This is a genomic window from Oceanicola sp. 22II-s10i (assembly GCF_002210105.1).
In the GTDB taxonomy this organism is placed as follows: Bacteria; Pseudomonadota; Alphaproteobacteria; order Rhodobacterales; family Rhodobacteraceae; genus Pseudooceanicola.
This window is the reverse complement of record NZ_AQQU01000007.1, coordinates 125,830-142,834: the sequence shown is the minus strand read 5'-3', so window position 1 is coordinate 142,834 and position 17,005 is coordinate 125,830. Positions and strand designations below refer to the sequence as shown.

The 17,005-nt window shown below is 66.7% G+C and carries 18 protein-coding genes and 1 other RNA gene; 7 read left to right on the top strand and 12 right to left on the bottom strand.

Going from position 1 to position 17,005, the window contains the following annotated elements:
- Window positions 1-10: 10 nt before the first annotated feature.
- From nuoN to ATO6_RS17500, 4 genes are read left to right on the top strand one after another with little or no spacing between them, the layout of a single operon-like run.
- Window positions 11-1,450, top strand: coding sequence for an NADH-quinone oxidoreductase subunit NuoN (gene nuoN / locus ATO6_RS17515; RefSeq protein WP_088625326.1), 1,440 nt, complete (start codon window positions 11-13; stop codon window positions 1,448-1,450).
- Window positions 1,451-1,467: 17 nt separating this feature from the next.
- Window positions 1,468-2,214: a biotin--[acetyl-CoA-carboxylase] ligase gene (locus ATO6_RS17510; protein ID WP_088625325.1), complete on the top strand. Its 747-nt coding sequence runs from the start codon at window positions 1,468-1,470 to the stop codon at window positions 2,212-2,214.
- Between the two features lie 22 nt (window positions 2,215-2,236).
- The gene (locus ATO6_RS17505) at window positions 2,237-3,016 is read left to right on the top strand and encodes a type III pantothenate kinase (protein WP_088625324.1); all 780 of its coding nucleotides are present in this window, start codon (window positions 2,237-2,239) and stop codon (window positions 3,014-3,016) included.
- Window positions 3,013-4,683, top strand: a complete 1,671-nt coding sequence (locus ATO6_RS17500; protein WP_088625323.1) for a ribonuclease J — start codon at window positions 3,013-3,015, stop codon at window positions 4,681-4,683. Before ATO6_RS17505 ends, ATO6_RS17500 begins: the two co-directional genes overlap by 4 nt.
- A gap of 3 nt (window positions 4,684-4,686) precedes the next feature.
- On the opposite strand, the gene ATO6_RS17495 is transcribed toward ATO6_RS17500, so the two are convergent.
- The 12 genes from ATO6_RS17495 to tyrS all read right to left on the bottom strand — a co-directional run bounded on the left by ATO6_RS17495 (window position 4,687) and on the right by tyrS (window position 14,236).
- Window positions 4,687-4,953 (bottom strand): hypothetical protein, encoded by a 267-nt coding sequence (locus ATO6_RS17495; RefSeq protein WP_088625322.1) that lies wholly within the window; start codon window positions 4,951-4,953, stop codon window positions 4,687-4,689.
- Window positions 4,954-5,175: 222 nt separating this feature from the next.
- Window positions 5,176-6,651: a DEAD/DEAH box helicase gene (locus ATO6_RS17490; protein ID WP_088625321.1), complete on the bottom strand. Its 1,476-nt coding sequence runs from the start codon at window positions 6,649-6,651 to the stop codon at window positions 5,176-5,178.
- Window positions 6,652-6,770: 119 nt separating this feature from the next.
- On the bottom strand, window positions 6,771-7,196 hold the full coding sequence (locus tag ATO6_RS17485; RefSeq protein WP_088625320.1) for a DUF4112 domain-containing protein: 426 nt from the start codon (window positions 7,194-7,196) through the stop codon (window positions 6,771-6,773).
- A gap of 45 nt (window positions 7,197-7,241) precedes the next feature.
- Window positions 7,242-7,466: a ribbon-helix-helix domain-containing protein gene (locus tag ATO6_RS17480; protein WP_088625319.1), complete on the bottom strand. Its 225-nt coding sequence runs from the start codon at window positions 7,464-7,466 to the stop codon at window positions 7,242-7,244.
- Window positions 7,463-7,642, bottom strand: coding sequence for a DUF4169 family protein (locus tag ATO6_RS17475; protein ID WP_088625318.1), 180 nt, complete (start codon window positions 7,640-7,642; stop codon window positions 7,463-7,465). Before ATO6_RS17475 ends, ATO6_RS17480 begins: the two co-directional genes overlap by 4 nt.
- Before the next feature lie 3 nt (window positions 7,643-7,645).
- On the bottom strand, window positions 7,646-8,248 hold the full coding sequence (locus tag ATO6_RS17470) for a 2-hydroxychromene-2-carboxylate isomerase (RefSeq protein WP_176440978.1): 603 nt from the start codon (window positions 8,246-8,248) through the stop codon (window positions 7,646-7,648).
- 2 nt (window positions 8,249-8,250) lie between these two features.
- On the bottom strand, window positions 8,251-9,645 hold the full coding sequence (gene fumC, locus ATO6_RS17465; RefSeq protein WP_088625316.1) for a class II fumarate hydratase: 1,395 nt from the start codon (window positions 9,643-9,645) through the stop codon (window positions 8,251-8,253).
- Window positions 9,646-9,851: 206 nt separating this feature from the next.
- Window positions 9,852-10,409: a class I SAM-dependent methyltransferase gene (locus ATO6_RS17460; RefSeq protein ID WP_088625315.1), complete on the bottom strand. Its 558-nt coding sequence runs from the start codon at window positions 10,407-10,409 to the stop codon at window positions 9,852-9,854.
- Between the two features lie 92 nt (window positions 10,410-10,501).
- A complete protein-coding gene (locus ATO6_RS17455; RefSeq protein ID WP_088625314.1) occupies window positions 10,502-10,996 on the bottom strand; it encodes an SspB family protein in 495 nt (164 codons plus the stop codon).
- A gap of 82 nt (window positions 10,997-11,078) precedes the next feature.
- Window positions 11,079-12,344: a chromate efflux transporter gene (chrA, locus tag ATO6_RS17450; protein ID WP_254919194.1), complete on the bottom strand. Its 1,266-nt coding sequence runs from the start codon at window positions 12,342-12,344 to the stop codon at window positions 11,079-11,081.
- Window positions 12,345-12,459: 115 nt separating this feature from the next.
- Window positions 12,460-12,835: a transfer-messenger RNA gene (ssrA, locus tag ATO6_RS17445) on the bottom strand.
- 144 nt (window positions 12,836-12,979) lie between these two features.
- Window positions 12,980-14,236 carry a tyrosine--tRNA ligase gene (tyrS, locus tag ATO6_RS17440; protein WP_088625313.1) on the bottom strand — a complete coding sequence of 419 codons (1,257 nt, stop codon included), beginning with the start codon at window positions 14,234-14,236 and terminating at the stop codon, window positions 12,980-12,982.
- Window positions 14,237-14,300: 64 nt separating this feature from the next.
- On the opposite strand from tyrS, the gene ATO6_RS17435 reads away from it, so the two are divergent.
- From ATO6_RS17435 to ATO6_RS17425, 3 genes are all read left to right on the top strand, one after another.
- Window positions 14,301-15,434, top strand: coding sequence for an anhydro-N-acetylmuramic acid kinase (locus tag ATO6_RS17435; RefSeq protein WP_088625312.1), 1,134 nt, complete (start codon window positions 14,301-14,303; stop codon window positions 15,432-15,434).
- A gap of 161 nt (window positions 15,435-15,595) precedes the next feature.
- The gene (locus ATO6_RS17430) at window positions 15,596-15,946 is read left to right on the top strand and encodes a helix-turn-helix transcriptional regulator (protein ID WP_088625311.1); all 351 of its coding nucleotides are present in this window, start codon (window positions 15,596-15,598) and stop codon (window positions 15,944-15,946) included.
- Window positions 15,939-16,976 carry a permease gene (locus ATO6_RS17425; protein ID WP_088625310.1) on the top strand — a complete coding sequence of 346 codons (1,038 nt, stop codon included), beginning with the start codon at window positions 15,939-15,941 and terminating at the stop codon, window positions 16,974-16,976. Before ATO6_RS17430 ends, ATO6_RS17425 begins: the two co-directional genes overlap by 8 nt.
- The last annotated feature ends 29 nt before the right edge of the window (window positions 16,977-17,005 follow it).

Sequence of the window (17,005 nt, the reverse complement as noted above, 5' to 3'; positions counted from 1 at the left end):
GAGCCAGACGATGCAGGCTGATCTGAACGTCATCCTTCCGGAAATCATCATCTCGATCTACGCGATGGTGGCGCTGATCGCGGCGGTCTACACGACCAAGGACAAGGCCGCCGGCATGATCACATGGGCGACGGCCGGGGTCTTCGTCCTCATCGGGCTCTGGCTCATGGGCCGGGCAGGGGACGCGGACACCGTGGCCTTTGGCGGCATGTTCGTCGACGACGGCTTCGCCCGCTTCGCCAAGGTGGTGGTCCTGTTCTCGGCCGCCGCCGTGCTGGTGATGGGGCAGGACTACATGGTCCGCCGCGGCATCCTGAAGTTCGAGTACCCGCTGCTGGTCGCACTGGCGGTCGTCGGGATGATGATGATGGTCTCGGCGGGCGACCTGATGTCGCTCTACATGGGGCTCGAGCTGCAGTCGCTGGCACTCTACGTCGTGGCCTCGCTGCGCCGTGACAGCGTCAAGTCGACCGAGGCCGGTCTGAAATACTTCGTCCTCGGCGCGCTGTCCTCGGGCCTGCTGCTCTACGGCGCCTCGCTGGTCTACGGCTTCTCGGGCACCACGCTCTTCTCCGGCATCATCGCCGCGGCGGGCGAGGGTCAGGCGCCGATCGGCCTGCTGCTCGGCCTCGTGTTCATGCTGTCGGGCCTCGCCTTCAAGGTCTCGGCCGTGCCGTTCCACATGTGGACGCCGGACGTCTACGAGGGCGCGCCGACGCCGATCACCGCCTTCTTCGCCACCGCACCCAAGGTCGCGGCCATGGGCCTGTTCGCCCGCGTGACGCATGACGCCTTCGGCGGCGTCACCGGGGACTGGCAACAGGTCGTGGCGCTGCTGTCGCTGCTGTCGATGTTCCTCGGCGCCGTGGCGGCGATCGGGCAGACCAACATCAAGCGCCTGATGGCCTATTCGTCGATCGCGCACATGGGCTACGCCCTCATGGGCCTCGCCTCGGGCACCGAACTGGGCGTGCAGGCGATGCTGATCTACATGGCGATCTACGTGACCATGAACATCGGCACCTTCGCCTTCATCCTGTCGATGGAACGCGACGGCCAGCCGGTGGTCGATATCGCCTCGCTCAACATGTATTCGCGGGCCCAGCCGGGCCGGGCCTTCGCCATGCTGATCCTGCTGTTCAGCCTCGCGGGCGTGCCGCCGCTGGTCGGCTTCTTCGGCAAGCTCTACGTGCTGCGCGCCGCCTATGACGGCGGGCTGGCATGGCTGGCGGTCGCGGGCGTGATCGCCTCGGTGATCGGCGCGTTCTACTACCTGCGGATCGTGTTCTACATGTACTTCGGCAAGGAAGGCGCGGTTCTGGAAACCGGGCGTTCGCCGGTGCTGTGGACCATGCTGATGGCCTCGGCCGCGATCATGGTGATCGGGATCGTGAACCTGTTCGGGATCGAAGCTGCCGCGCAGGCGGCGGCGATGACGCTGGTCAAGTGACACGTGGCTCAGACGCGATGACCTGGCCGGGCGGCACTGCCCGGCTGGTTCTCGACGCGGCCGACAGTTCCCTGAACGAAGCCGAGCGCCGGTTCGACACGCTGCCCGGACCGACGTGGATCCTCGTACTGAAACAGACCAGCGCCCGCGGACGGCGCGGACGGGTCTGGCACCAGCCAAGCGGGAATTTCGCCGGGACTTACGTCACCCGTGTCGAGGGCGGGGCCGAAAAGGCGGCGCTGCGCAGCTTTACCGCCTCGCTGGCCCTCCATGATGCCTTCGTCGCCGTGACAGGGCGGGCCGAGCCTTTCGCGCTGAAATGGCCGAACGATGTGCTGATCAACGGCGGCAAGGTCGCGGGCATCCTGCTGGAGAGCATCCAGCGCAAGGGGCGCATGGTCGGGGTCGGCGTGGGTGTCGGCATCAACCTCGCCGAGGCGCCGCCGGTCGACATGCTGCCGCCCGAGGCGGTGCGCCCCGTATCGCTCTTCGGCGAAACCGGCGTGATCGTCACGCCCGAGGATTTCCTGACCCCCTTCGCCGCCGCGATGGCGCATTACGAGGTCCAGCTTGAGGACTACGGCTTTGCCGCGATCCGCGAGGCATGGCTGGCCCGCGCCGCGCGCATCGGCGAAGAGATCGTCGCCCGCACCGGCACGTCCGAGACGCGGGGCATTTTCGAGACGGTGGACCAGAACGGCCACCTCGTGCTGAAAACCGCCAGCGGGCGACAGAGCATCGCCGCGGCGGACGTGTATTTCTGAGCTTCCGGGGAGGGAGGCGGCGATGCTTCTGACCATCGACACTGGCAACACCAACACGGTCTTTTCGGTCTGGGACGGGGAACGGTTCCTCTGCACCCTCAGGACCTCGACCGAACATCAGCGGACGGCGGACCAGTATTACGTCTGGCTGTCCACGCTGCTCGGCCATCACAAGATCCCGATGGACATCGACGCGGTGATCATCTCGTCCACCGTGCCGCGCGTGGTGTTCAACCTGCGCGTCCTGTCGGACCGCTACTTCAACTGCCGCCCGCTGGTCGTCGGCAAGCCGGAATGCCTGCTGCCCCGCGCCCCGCGCGTGGACGAGGGCACGCTGGTCGGGCCGGACCGTCTGGTGAACTCGGCCGGGGCCTTCGACCGTTACGGCGGCGATCTGATCGTGGTCGACTTCGGCACCGCGACGACCTTCGACGTGGTGGCCGAGGACGGCGCCTATGTCGGTGGTGTCATCGCGCCGGGTGTGAACCTGTCGCTGCAGGCGCTGCACGAAATGGCGGCCGCGCTGCCCCATGTGGACGTGACCAAACCGCAGCGGGTGATCGGCACCAACACCGTCGCCTGCATGCAGTCGGGCATCTTCTGGGGCTACGTGGGCCTCGTCCGGGGGGTGTGCGAGCGGATAAGGGCCGAATATGACCGGCCGATGCGTATTATCTCGACCGGGGGGCTGGCGCCGCTGTTCGGACAGGGCGATACGCTCTACGATGTGTTCGACGAGTTCATCACGCTTCACGGGCTCCGGATCATCTACGACTACAACAAGGCGCAGGGTAACGTATGAGCGGCGACAGACTGATCTACATGCCGCTAGGCGGGGCCGGTGAAATCGGCATGAACGCCTATGTCTACGGCTACGGCAAGCCGGGCGAGGAACGGCTGATCCTCGTGGACATCGGCGTGACCTTCCCGGACATGGACGGCACCCCCGGCGTCGACCTGATCATGGCGGACGTGTCGTGGCTGGTCGAACGTCTGGACCGGCTGGAGGCCGTGTTCATCACCCACGCGCACGAAGATCACGTCGGCGCGGTCGGGCACCTGTACGAAACGCTCGGTGCGCCCAAGATCGTGGCGCGGGCCTTCACCGCGAATATCGCGCGTGGCAAGCTGGACGAATACGGCGTCGGACCGGATGCCGTGACCGTGGCCAGCCCGTGGCCCGAAACCACCAAGGCGGGGCCTTTCTCGATCGGGTTCCTGCCGATCTCGCATTCGATCCCCGAAAGCTCGGCGCTGGTCATCGACACGCCGGCGGGTCGCGTGATCCATAGCGGCGACTTCAAGCTGGACCCGACGCCGCTGGTCGGCGAGGCGTTCGATCCGGATCTCTGGGCCGAAGTGGCGAAACCGGGTGTCCGCGCGCTGGTCTGCGATTCCACCAACGTCTTTTCGCCCCAGCCCGGCCGGTCCGAGGCGAGCCTTGGCGAAGAGATCACCAAGCTGGTCGCGGCGCAGCCCGGCATGATGGTGGCGACGACCTTCGCCAGCAACGTGGCGCGGGTCAAGACGCTGGCCGAGGCGGGCGTCAGGGCCGGCCGGTCGGTCTGCCTGATGGGTCGCGCGATGCGGCGGATGATCGAGGCGTCCATCGAGTCCGGCGTGCTGACCGACTTCCCGACCGTCGTCAGCCCCGAACAGGCGAACGAGATCCCGCGCGAGAACCTGATGCTGATCGTTACCGGCAGCCAGGGCGAACGGCGCGCGGCCTCGGCCCAGCTGAGCCGGGGCAAGTACCTCGGGATCGAGCTGAAGGAAGGCGACACCTTCCTGTTTTCCTCTAAGACCATCCCCGGCAACGAGCGCGGCGTGATCTCGATCATGAACGCGTTCTCGGAAAAGGACGTGGATGTCGTGGACGACAACGGCGGGCTCTACCACGTGTCCGGCCATGCGAACCGGCCGGACCTCGTCACCATGCATCAGCTGGTCGATCCGCAGATGGTGGTCCCGATGCACGGCGAACATCGCCACCTGCGCGAGCACGCCAAGCTGGCCGACGAACTGGGCCGGCCCGGTATCGTGGCGGTCAATGGCACCATGCTGGACCTGTCCGGCAATCGCCCGACAGTGGCGGAATATGTCGAGACGGGGCGTCGCTATCTGGACGGCAGCGTGATGATCGGTGCGATGGACGGAATCGTGCGCGACCGGATCCGTATGGCGCTGAACGGGCATGTGACCGTGACCGTCATTCTGGACGACGAGGATGAGGCGCTTGGCGATCCGTGGTGCGACATCCGTGGGCTGTCCGAACTTGGCCGGTCCAATGCGCCGCTGCAGGACGTGCTGGAGGAGGACCTGTCGCAGTTCCTCAACCGGGCGAACCGCCAGACCATGTCCGACGATGACAAGCTGGAGGATGCGCTGCGGCGTGTCGTGCGGCAGACCTCGCAGGATGAGATCGGCAAGAAGCCCGAGGTCACGGTCGTCATCAGCCGCGTGAGCTAGGCATCAGTTTCCGATCGGCCGGATGTTCCGCATGGGGTTCTGTGCCGCAATCAGCTGCGTCAGCTTGGGCCGCAGGGCGGTCGCATTGACGAAGCTGACCTCGGCGTCGCGGTCCTGCAGATCCTCGAGGCGGACTCGGGCCATGCCGACGTCCTTGATGTGCAGCGTTGTCAGGTGGCGGAAGTTGTAGGCCGAGGCGACCAGCGGCATCCGGATCCGGGCGGTGTCGTACCCCAGTTCGACCGTTTCGCCGAACGCCGTGCGGTCCATGAATGTCACCTGGCAGGGCAGGCGGATCCTGTGCCGTTCCGGTCGTGACGCGTTCTGGGACAGAGAGCGGGAAAATCGGGACATCGTGGCAACCTGACGGTCCGGAACAACCGGACCCCTTTGCGCCCCCGTCCGATTACTTACATCAGGTTAATCAAAGGTAAAGGTCCACAATCCGTTCCCGGACTGTGGACAATCCCTGCCACACCGATACGGATGCCCTCAGGAGGTCATCCGTTCGTCAAAGCTGAGCGCGATGAAGCTGGGCATGTGATCGCCCATGCCCACCACCTTCTCGCCACCGCCCGAGCGGCGGTCGCCACGGTCGCCACGGTCGTTGCGGTTGCTGCGGGTCGGCTCGCTCCGGCGGTCATCTTCGCGGGCGGGTGCCGGTGCTTGTGCGGCCTCGGTCTGCACCTCGGGTTCCTGGGAACGAGAGGAGCGCGAAGACCGGCTCCGGCTGCTGCGACTGCTGCGGCCTTCGGACCGGCCGCTGCGGCTTTCGCTGCGTTCCGTGCTTTCGTCATCCTCGATGGCTGCAGGGGCACTGCCCGCGGGCGGTTCGATCCGGGGGATGGTCTTTTCGACTAGCCGTTCGATGTCAGCGAGGTTCTTTTCGTCGCGCGGGATGCAGATCATCAGCGCCTTGCCCTTGCGCCCGGCGCGGCCGGTGCGGCCGATCCGGTGGACGTAGTCCTCGGAATGGCTGGGCACGTCGAAGTTGAACACGTGGCTGACCGAAGGCACGTCCAGCCCGCGCGCGGCGACGTCCGAGGCGATCAGCAGCTTGAGCGTGCCGTCGCGGAAGCCGTCCAGCGTCCGCGTCCGCTGGGACTGCTCCAGGTCGCCATGGATCGGGGCCGCGTCAAAGCCATGCTTTTTCAGCGACTTGGCGACGATATCCACATCCGTCTTGCGGTTGCAGAAGACGATGGCATTGGTCAGCGCGTCGCCCTCGGCCTCGATCAGGCTGCGCAGCAGCTGGCGTTTCTCGGACGCCTCGCGATCGCGGCGGCTGCCCTTGAACATCACCACGCCCTGTTCGATCGTCTCGGAGGTCGTGGCCTGACGCGCCACCTCGATCCGCGCGGGGGCGGAGAGGAAGGTGTTGGTGATACGCTCGATCTCGGGCGCCATGGTGGCCGAGTAGAACATCGTCTGCCGGGTGAAGGGCGTGAGCGAGAAGATGCGTTCGATATCGGGGATGAACCCCATGTCGAGCATCCGGTCGGCTTCGTCCACCACCATGACCTGCACGCCGGTCAGCAGCAGCTTACCGCGTTCGAAATGGTCGAGCAGGCGGCCGGGCGTGGCGATCAGGACGTCGACGCCCTTGTCGATCAGCAGGTCCTGTTCCTTGAAGGACACGCCGCCGATCAGCAGCGCCTTGGAGAGCTTCACGTATTTCGCATAGGTGTCGAAGTTCTCGGCCACCTGCGCCGCCAGTTCCCGCGTGGGGCACAGCACCAGCGACCGGGGCATCCGCGCCCGGGCGCGACCCTTGGCCAGCATGGTGATCATCGGCAGCGTGAAGGAGGCGGTCTTGCCGGTCCCCGTCTGCGCGATGCCAAGGACATCCTTGCCCTGAAGGGCGTGGGGAATGGCACCGGCCTGAATTGGGGTCGGCGTTTCGTAGCCGGCTTCTTCGATGGCTTTCAGGACCTTGGGGTCCAGATCTAGGTCAGAAAATTTCGTCATGTGTATCCGTCGTAGACGGACACTACAGGCCCGCCGCGTATCAGGATCAGGCCCGGACGGCCCTGCGTCTCATGCGCAACTCGATCCTCTGCGGCCCTTAACGCATTAATCGGGAAGGGTCAATGATTGCCCGAGGTAAGGGGGTGACGCTCCGGCAGACCGAAATGCTCGCGGATCAGGCGGACATTGCGGCGGTTGGACTTGAAACCCACGTCAAAGATGTCGCCGAGGAGCGGGATGGACCCGACGACCCAGTCGATCCCGACGTTCAGCCCCATCCGCGCCAGCTTGTGCCCCGGCACGCCGAGGGCGGAGGCACGGTGCATGATGTAGACGCCGGGTGCGATGGTCACGAGGTCGCCGACGCCGGGCAGGACGCCGAGGATGCTGTCCCAGCCCAGCCGGATGCCCGTGCCGGGAATGCGGAACGCGGCGTCGAGCCGGTTGGCCAGCCGTTCCAGCCGCTCGACTTCCTCGGCGTGGTTCGGGGCGGGCAGGGCGCTCTGTCCGTTGATGACTGTGTCGGTGGCGTTGGTTTCCGTCATGGCAGATCCCCCTCGATGTGCGACAGGTCAACCGGGGCAGGGGCGTCAGGGTTCCCTGCGCTGCCTGTAATGGGCCAGCACGTGCAGCCGGATCGCGGTGGCCAGACCGGTTTCGACACCGCGATCCTCGTCGATCTCGGCGGCCAGTTCGTTGATGCCCTTGCCCGACGCCTCGGCGATCTCGCGGAAGGCCTGCCAGAACTCGTCCTCAAGCGTCACGCTGGTGCGATGGCCGCGCAGGGTCAGAGATCGCTTGACCGGCCGGCTCATTCGTCGCGCTTGTGCCCGTCGAGATCGCGGCGGGCCTTGTCCGTGCTCAAGCGGTCGGCGGCCTTCTCGGCCTTGGTGCGGCCGAATTTGACCGCGTTGGCGTCGGCCTGTGTCTTTCTGTCGGCCCTGGCCTTCGCCTTGCGGACCTGGTTCAGGCTGATCGGTTTGTCGGCCATGTCCTACTCCCGTGCCGCCCAGTCCAGCGCCTGTTCCAGCCGGTCGTCGCCCCAGAACAGCTCGTCGTCGAAAGTGAAGGTGGGCGCGCCGAAGATGCCTTTCGCGATGGCGGCCTCGGTCGCGGCCCGCAGCTTGGGCCGGTTCTCGTCGCTTGCCGCTTCGTCCGCGACCGCAACGGGCAGCCCTGCGCGGCTCAGGCAATCGGCCAGCACAGTCGGATCCGCGATATCCGCCCCGCGTTCGAACTGGGCGCGGAACACCTGGCGGCAGAACTCCGGCCCCTCGGGCCGGGTCAGCGCAGCGATCGCAACGCGCGCGGCAGGCAGCGAATTCTGAGGGAAGCCCGACTTGTCCGCCGGTTCCCGGTAGCCCAGCCTACGGTCCGCCGCCACCCGCGCCATGTCGCGCCACATGTTGCGGCCCTTGGCGGGGTAGAGGCGAAACGGCGATGTGTCCCATCCCTGCGCCCCGAAGATCGGGCCCAGCAGGAACGGCTGCCATGTCAGGGGGACGCCCGCCGCCTTCGCCATCTCCTCCACCCGCATGGCGGAGAGGTAGGAGTAGGTCGACGCGAAGTCGAACCAGAAGGTCAGCGGGCGCGCCAAGATCAGTCCTTGGGGCCGATCATGTCCTCGGGCCGCACGACGCGGTCAAAGGTCTCCTCGTCCACGAGGCCGAGGGCGATCGCCTCTTCCTTGAGCGTGGTGCCGTTCTTGTGCGCCGTCTTGGCGACCTTGGTGGCATTGTCGTAGCCGATGGTGGGCGCCAGAGCCGTCACCAGCATCAGGCTTTCCTTCATCAGCTTCTCGATCCGCGCCTCGTTCGCCTCGATGCCCACGACCATGTTGTCGGTGAAGGCGCTGGCGCTGTCGCCGAGCAGCTGCATCGACTGAAGCACGTTGTAGGACATCATCGGGTTGTAGACGTTCAGCTCGAAATGACCCTGCGATCCGGCAAAGCCGACGGCTGCGTCGTTGCCCATCACATGGGCGCAGACCATGGTCAGCGCCTCGGCCTGCGTCGGGTTCACCTTGCCCGGCATGATGGACGAGCCCGGCTCGTTCTCCGGCAGGATCAGTTCGCCCAGGCCCGAGCGGGGGCCGGAGCCCAGCAGACGGATGTCGTTGGCGATCTTGAACAGCGACCCGGCCACGGTCTTCAGCGCGCCCGAGAACATGACCATCGCGTCATGCGCCGCCAGCGCCTCGAACTTGTTCGGCGCGGTGACGAAGGGCAGGCCGGTGATCCCGGCCATGTTCTTGGCGACCATGGCGGGGAAGGCCTTGCGGGTGTTCAGCCCGGTGCCGACGGCGGTGCCGCCCTGCGCCAGCTCGTAGATGTCCGGCAGGCAGGCGTTGACGCGCTCGATCCCCTTGCGGACCTGGTGGGCGTAGCCCGAGAACTCCTGGCCCAGCGTCAGCGGCGTCGCGTCCTGCGTGTGCGTGCGGCCGATCTTGATGATGTGGGCAAAGGCGTCACGCTTGGCTTCCAGCGCCGCCGCCAGCTTCTCCAGCCCCGGCAGCAGCACGTCGCGCGCCTGCATGGCGATGGCGACATGCATCGCGGTCGGGAAGGTGTCGTTGGACGACTGGCCCATGTTGCAGTGATCGTTCGGGTGCACGGGCTTCTTGGAGCCCATCTCGCCGCCAAGCATCTCGATCGCGCGGTTCGAGATCACCTCGTTCGCGTTCATGTTCGACTGGGTGCCGGACCCGGTCTGCCAGACCACCAGCGGGAAGTTGTCGTCGAACTTGCCGTCGATCACCTCGCCGGCGGCGGCCACGATGGCGTCGCCGACCGTCTTGTCGATGTCGCCCAGTTCGAGGTTGGCCATCGCACAGGCCTTCTTCACGACGCCGAGCGCGCGGACGATCGGCACCGGCTGCTTTTCCCAGCCAATGGGGAAGTTCATGATCGACCGCTGGGTCTGTGCGCCCCAGTACTTGTCGGCGGGAACTTCGAGCGGGCCGAAGCTGTCGGTCTCGGTGCGGGTGTTCGTCATGGGTCCGGGCCTCCTAATCGGGTCGGGAAAACCTCATACCGCTTATGCCGCCAAGATCAATGCCCGCCGCATCCTTCGCCCGGTCCCCGGCTTCTTCTGGTCAGAAATACTTTCGGGGGGAATCGGGGCCCCTGGCCCCGATGGGGGGCAGACAGCCCCCCTCCGCGGCCTGCCGCCCGCGGCAGGCGACGTTGAGAGTGCGCCTCTCAATGAGCCACCCGGTGAAACTCGAACACCCGCGCAGGCGGCAGGTTGGTCCAGACCGTGCCGCGTTTCACGGCGCGGATCCCAAGCCGCGCCTGCATCTCGTCGGGGATCGGCGCGTTCGGGGAATAGGTGATCTGCACGAACACCCCCTGCGCCGCCATCACCCCGAATGCCTCGCCAACGACCTCGCGCTGGATCTGGGGCCGGGCCAGCACCGGCACCCCCGAGATCACCGCGCCGACATTCGACAGGCCAAGCGATCCGATCTCCTGCGCCGGGCGGTTCACGACGCGGACACCGGGAAACCGCTGCGCCAGCGTCTCGCAGAACCTCGGGTTCATCTCGATCAGCGTCAGCCGATCCGCCGGGACACCCTGTTCGAGGATCGCGCGGGTGAAGCTGCCGGTGCCCGGCCCGATCTCGACGATCGGTCCCGCCACACGGTCCAGCCCCCGCGTCATCAGCCGTGCCACCGCCGCCGAAGAGGGCGCGATGGCCGAGACTTCGGCCGGACGGCGCAGCATCTCGCCCAGGAAAATCGTGAAATCGCTCGCCATCTCGGCCTCCGCAGGGATCTATCCGGGCGGGACAGGACCATGCGGCTGTAACGGGGATGCGACGCGGCGGTGACGGCGCTGCGAAACCGGCGTTATTTGCGGAAACTGTCCAGACGGACCACGTCTGCGTCGGCCTGGGGTTTCTTCTCGGCCTTGTCGTGCTTGAGACTGTCCTTGCCCTTGTCGCGCAGGGGGCGCGGCGGCTCGGGGGTGGGATCCTCGTCCTCGGGGCGCGACTGAGTTTCGAAGCGCAGCCCGAATTCGACGGAAGGGTCCACGAAGGTCTGGATCGCGTCGTAGGGAATGAACATCCGCTCGGGCGAGTCGCCGAAGTTCAGCGTGACGGCAAATCCGTCTTCCGACACGTCCAGGTCCTCGAACCAGGTCTGCATGACCACGGTCATTTCCTGCGGATAGCGATCGTGCAGCCAGTCGGCCAGCTGCGTGTCCGGATGCCGTGTGTCGAACGTGATGAAGAAATGGTGCGCGCCGGGCAGACCGTCGCGGGCGACATCGGCAAGCACCTCTTGAATCAGCCCGCGCATCGCGCGGTGCATCAGCTTGCCATAGTCGATTGAACCCGACATTTTTCCTCTCGCTCGCCTTTCAGCCGAGCATAGGGGATTCGTCTCAAAACGGAAGGCGGCGGGCGGAGATTTTCCAGCCGCCTCAGAGGCTCGGCGCGATCCACGCCAGCGCGAGCCCCGCCAGTGCCATCGCGGGGAGCGTTGTTCCTAGGCCGAGGCGCGCCGAAATCGTCAATGCCGCCGCCAGCAGGATCAGCAGCGCCGCGCCGGGATCCGCGGTGGCAAGGCCGGGCGTCCCGCCGGGAAACAGGACGTGCAGCCCGAACCAGAGCGCGAGGTTCAGGATCACCCCCGTCACCGCCGCGGTAACCGCCGCCAGCGCCCCCGCGAGGCGTGGCGCGGCCAACAGCCGTTCGACATGGGGCGCGAAGGCGAAGATCCACAGGAAGCAGGGCACGAAGGTCATCCACAGGCACAGCGCCCCCGCCAGCAGCGCATAGCCCGCCCCGCCCAGCTTGGCGCCCGCCAGCACGGCGGTGAACTCGGTCACGAGGATCAGCGGGCCGGGCGTGGTCTCTGCCAGCCCGAGCGCGTCGATCATCTCGTCCGGGGTCAGCCAGCCGTGTGTCTCGACCACCGCCTGCGCCATGTAGGCCAGCACCGCATAGGCCCCTCCGAAGGTGACGACGGCGAGCTTGCCGAAGAACAGCGCGATGGCGGTCAGGAAGGCGTCGCCGGCCAGCCAGACGGCCAGCAGGGGCAAGCACCACAGCAGGGCCCATATCCCGGCGGTTCTCAGCGTCGCGCCCCAGTCCGCCCGGCCCTCTGGCGCCGGTGGAGGCGGCGTGGCGGGGCCGAGCCAGGCCCCGGCCAGCGCGGCGGCGACGACGATCAGGGGAAACGGCAGGCCGAGCGCGAAGATGGCGAGAAAGGCCACCCCGGCGAGGGTGTAGTCCGCCGTCCGGGTAAGCGCCTTGCGGACCAGCCGGACTAGGGCCTGCAGCACGATGACGACGACCAGCGCCTTGATCCCGTCGAAGGCCGTGCGGACCGCCGGAATGTCGCCCCACGCGGCATAGGCCAGCGCCAGCGCGGCGATCACGAGCGCGCCGGGCAGCACGAAGAGCAATCCGGCCATCAGCCCGATCCGCGTCCCGCCGAGCCGCCAGCCGGCCCATGTGGCCAGCTGCATCGCCTCGGGTCCCGGCAACAGCATGGTGAAGCTGAGCGCGCCGAGGAACTGGCGCTCGGACAGCCAGCGGCGCGTCTCGACCAGTTCGCGGTGCATCACGGCGATCTGCGCCGCGGGTCCGCCGAAGCTGAAGAGGCCGATCCGGGCGAAGGTGCGGAAGAGGTCGGGGAAGGGGGGCAGGGCGGGCCTCGCGCAATGATTGCGAGGGTTGTTCACCGTGCGGCTACGGTGTGCAAGACGGCGCAACTGTCGTCATGAAAAATTCATGTCGGGCGGACGCGGCGCGCACGGACTGGTCGTTGCCTCGGTCTGCATTCAGATTGTTGGGTGAAGTGCAGGCTTCTGTTGCCAGGTGCCTGCGAACCCCGCCTTACGCTGCTAGGCGCAAGGGCTTAGATTTCGATTCCTCGAACCGCTTACGCGGCCAGAGCAACCGGAGCACGATTGTCGTTTGCAATTGTACTGTTCGGACCGATAACGGTGGTACCTCACCGGGACAAGGCAATCCCCTTTAGACGTTCGTCGATCCTATTTCGGCCCCACTGTCCCGAAGACCTCCCCAAACGAAGGATGCCGCCGGTGGTGTGTTGGTGGAGCCGCCGGGTACCGCCCCCGGGTCCGATCCGCTTATTACGAGCGCGTTTATGTCCATAGTCGGTTGCCCGACAGACAGAGATATAGGATGCGTCGCGGCGGATTTCAAAGGGTTTCGCGCAGGTGCTCGCCGGGCCCTTGCGCGCCCGTCTCGCGCGCCGCTCCGGGACGGCGCGCGCGGGTGGTGAGGCCGGGGGGCTGTCTGCCCCCCGGACCCCCCGAAAGTATTTGAGACCAGAAGAAGCAGGGGAGCCGGGTCAGCCCGCCAGCTTGACCAGTGCGTGCCGTTTCTTGCCCGCCGAGAGCTTGACCGGTGAGGTCAGGGCCGCGACGTCGAGCATCAGACCGGCGTCGGTCAGCGGCGCGTCGTCGATCCGGGCGCCGTTGTCGGCGATAAGGCGCTTGGCCTCCTTGCCGGTCCTGGCGAGGCCGGTGCGGACGATCAGCTGGGTGATGGAGATACCCGCGCCGACCTCTTCGCGCGTCAGTTCGAGCGTGGGCAGGTCATCGCCGATGCCGCCCTTTTCGAAGACCTCGCGGGCCGTGGCCTCGGCCGCAGCCGCGGCGTCAGCGCCGTGCAGGAGGGTCGTCACCGCATTGGCCAGCACGATCTTGGCGTCGTTGATCTCGGACCCGCCGAGCGCGCCGAGGCGGTTGCATTCGTCGACCGGCATCTCGGTGTAGAGCTTGAGGAAGCGGCCGACGTCGGCATCGGTGGTGTTGCGCCAGAACTGCCAGAACTCGTAGGGCGATTTCATGTCGGCGTTCAGCCAGACCGCGCCGTCCGCCGTCTTGCCCATCTTCTTGCCGTCCGAGGTGGTCAGCAGCGGCGTCGTCAGGCCGTAGATCTCGTGATCCAGCACCCGGCGGGTCAGGTCGATCCCGTTGACGATGTTGCCCCACTGGTCCGAGCCGCCGAACTGCACGAGGCAGCCGTAGCGGCGGTTCAGTTCGAGGAAGTCGTAGGCCTGCAGGATCATGTAGTTGAATTCGAGGAACGACAGCGACTGTTCGCGGTCGAGGCGCGATTTCACGCTCTCGAAGGACAGCATCCGGTTGACCGAGAAGTGACGCCCGATATCCCGCAGGAATTCCAGGTAGTTGAGCCCGTCGAGCCATTCCGCGTTGTTCAGCATCAGGGCACAGTTCGGGGCGTCGGTGTCGTAGTCGATATAGGCCGCGAAGACCTGCTTGATCCCGGCGATGTTGTCGTCGATCTGTTCGTTCGTCAGCAGCGGCCGTTCGTCGGCGCGGAAGGACGGGTCGCCCACCTTGGTCGTGCCGCCGCCCATCAGGGTGATCGGCTGATGGCCGGTCTTCTGCAGCCAGCGCAGCATCATGATCTGGATCAGAGAGCCGACGTGCAGCGATTTCGCCGTTGCGTCGAAACCGATGTATCCGGGCACCACGCCGTTCACGAGGGCGTCGTCAAAGCCCTGATAATCCGTGCAATCCGCGACGAAGCCGCGGTCCTGCATGACGGCGAGGAAATCGGATTTTGGCGTGTATGTCATGGCTCTTGTCCGGGTCGGGGTTCGGCGGCACTCTATAGGCGCAAGGCAGGCGAAGGGGAAGGGCATGTTGAAGCCCAGGGGCAGGAAACAGGACCCGGTGCGGGCGCTCGGCACCATGTCGGGCACATCGCTGGACGGGGTCGACGCGGCGGTGGTCGAGACGGATGGCGAGACGATCTTCGGGTTCGGCGAGACGGCGTACCGCGAATACAGGCCCGACGAGCGGGCGGTTCTGGCCGCGGCGCTTGGCCGGTGGCCGGGCGAGCCGGGGGTAGAGGCCGCGACCGAAATCGTGGAGCGGGCGCATCTGGAGGTGATGAACCGCTTTCAGGGCATTGAGATTGCTGGATTTCACGGGCAGACACTGGCGCATGAGCCGCGCGGACGCGGGACCCATCAGGTGGGTGACGGGGACGCGCTGGCCGAGGCGCTCGGGGTGCCGGTCGTCTGGGATTTCCGGTCGGCGGACGTGCATCTGGGCGGCGAGGGCGCACCGCTGGCGCCGTTCTTTCACTTTGCCTGCGCGCGGTGGATCGGGGCGGAAAAACCGTTGTGTTTCATGAATTTGGGAGGCGTAGGCAATCTGACCTGGATCGACCCGCGCATTGCCGCGCCCGAGATCGAGGGGGCGTTGCTGGCGTTCGATACGGGGCCGGCAAATGCGCCGATCAACGACCTGATGCAGGCGCGGTTCGGCAAGGTTTATGACCGGGATGGCGCGCTGGCGGCGCAGGGCGATGTGGTCGACGGGGCGCTGGAGCTGTTTCTGGACGATCCGTATTTCTCAAGAATGCCGCCCAAGTCATTGGACAGGAACGCGTTTGGCGACATGGTCGGGCTGGTGCGCGAGCTGTCGGATGCGGATGCGGCGGCGACGCTGACGGGGATGTGCGCGGCCTCGGTGCTGCGGGGGATGGAGCATTGTCCGAGCGCGCCGGAGCGGTTGCTGGTCACCGGCGGGGGGCGCAAGAACCCGGTGCTGATGGAGATGCTGGAGGTCGCGCTGGACTGTCCGGTGCAGCCGGTGGAGGCGGCGGGACTGGATGGCGACATGCTCGAGGCGCAGGCCTTTGCGCATCTGGCGGTAAGGGTCCGGAGGGGGTTGCCGACGTCCTGTCCGACGACGACCGGGGTGCGGATGTCGGTTGGCGGAGGCAAGGTGAGCCGTCCGTCGAGCCAGCCGAGGATCGCCGGGTAGGGCTGCGGAAGGCGCGTCAGTCGCGCGCTGGTATCAGTTCGGTGCGCCGCTTTGCTGGCGCATCGGTGCTACCGGTGCCTGCACCGCGGCGCGGCTGGATATTTTCAGGTTCTTCGAAATATCGTTTGCGAACTCACTCTACGTTCGATATTTCTAGAATCATGAAAATGACATCCTGCGATACCGAATTCGACCTCGTCCGTGCGGCCTCGGCCTTTGCCGCGCTCGGTTCTGAACAGCGGCTGCGCGTTCTGCGCACGCTGGTGCGGGCCGGGCCGGACGGGCTGAGCATCGGTGAACTCGGCCAGCGGACCGGCGTGACCGGGTCGACGCTGACCCATCACATGAAGATCCTGACCCAGGCCGGGCTGGTCGAACAGCGCAAGGAGGGCCGCAGCATCATCTGCGCCGCCGTGGCCTACGAGGACCTGCGTGATCTTTCGAATTTCCTGCTGCGTGAATGCTGCGCGGATGTGAGCGGGCTTGTCCCCGAGGAGCATGACCATGACTGATCTGACGACGACACTGGGCGGCGGCTGGCGCGGGTTCAGGGCCCGCACCGGGGGCGCATGGGGCGTGACGGCGGCGATCCTGCTGGCGCTCGTGATGCTCGACCCGGTGCAGGCGCGCGACAGCCTGATCTTCACGCTGCGCGCCCTGGTGAACACCGCGCCGATCATCGCTTTCGCGGTGCTGGCGATCGGCTATCTCAAGGCCAGCGGAGCCGAAACGATGCTGTCCGAGGCGTTCAAGGGCCGCGAGAGCCGGATGATCGTGATGGCGGCGCTTCTGGGCGGGCTGTCGCCGTTCTGTTCGTGCGAGGTGATCCCCTTCGTCGCCGCGATGCTGGCGCTCGGCGTGCCGCTGTCGGCGGTGATGGCGTTCTGGCTGGCCTCGCCGCTGATGGACCCGGCGATGTTCCTCGTCACCGCGGGGACGTTGGGCGTGCCCTTCGCGGCGGGCAAGCTGGCGGCGGCGGTCGGGATCGGGCTTGCCGGCGGCTTTGTCACGATGATCGCGCGCAATTCGCCGGTCTTTGCGGATCCGCTGCGGGAAAGGCCGCAGGTCGGCGGCTGCTGCGGGGTCAAGGCGCCGTATCAGGGCAAGCCGGTGTGGAAGTTCTGGGGCGAGGCGGACCGGCGCGAGACCTTCCGCGACGCGGTGCTGGAGAACGCGCTGTTCCTGCTCAAGTGGCTGACGCTGGCCTACCTGATCGAGTCGCTGATGCTGGCCTATGTGCCCGCCGACTGGATCGCCGGGGTTCTGGGTGGCGAGGGGCTGATGCCCATCCTGCTCGGCGCGCTGGTCGGGGCGCCGGCCTATCTCAACGGCTATGCCGCCGTGCCGCTGGTCGACGCGCTGCTGGCGCAGGGGATGGCGCCGGGTGCGGCGATGTCCTTCGTCATCGCGGGCGGGGTCAGCTGCATTCCGGCGGCGATCGCGGTCTGGGCGCTGGTCAAGCCGCGCGTGTTCGCCGCCTATCTCGGGATCGCGATCACGGGCGCCGTGCTGGCCGGGATGGTGTGGCAAGCCGTGGCCTGACTCACGGTCGGAACGCGAGGATCGAAGCG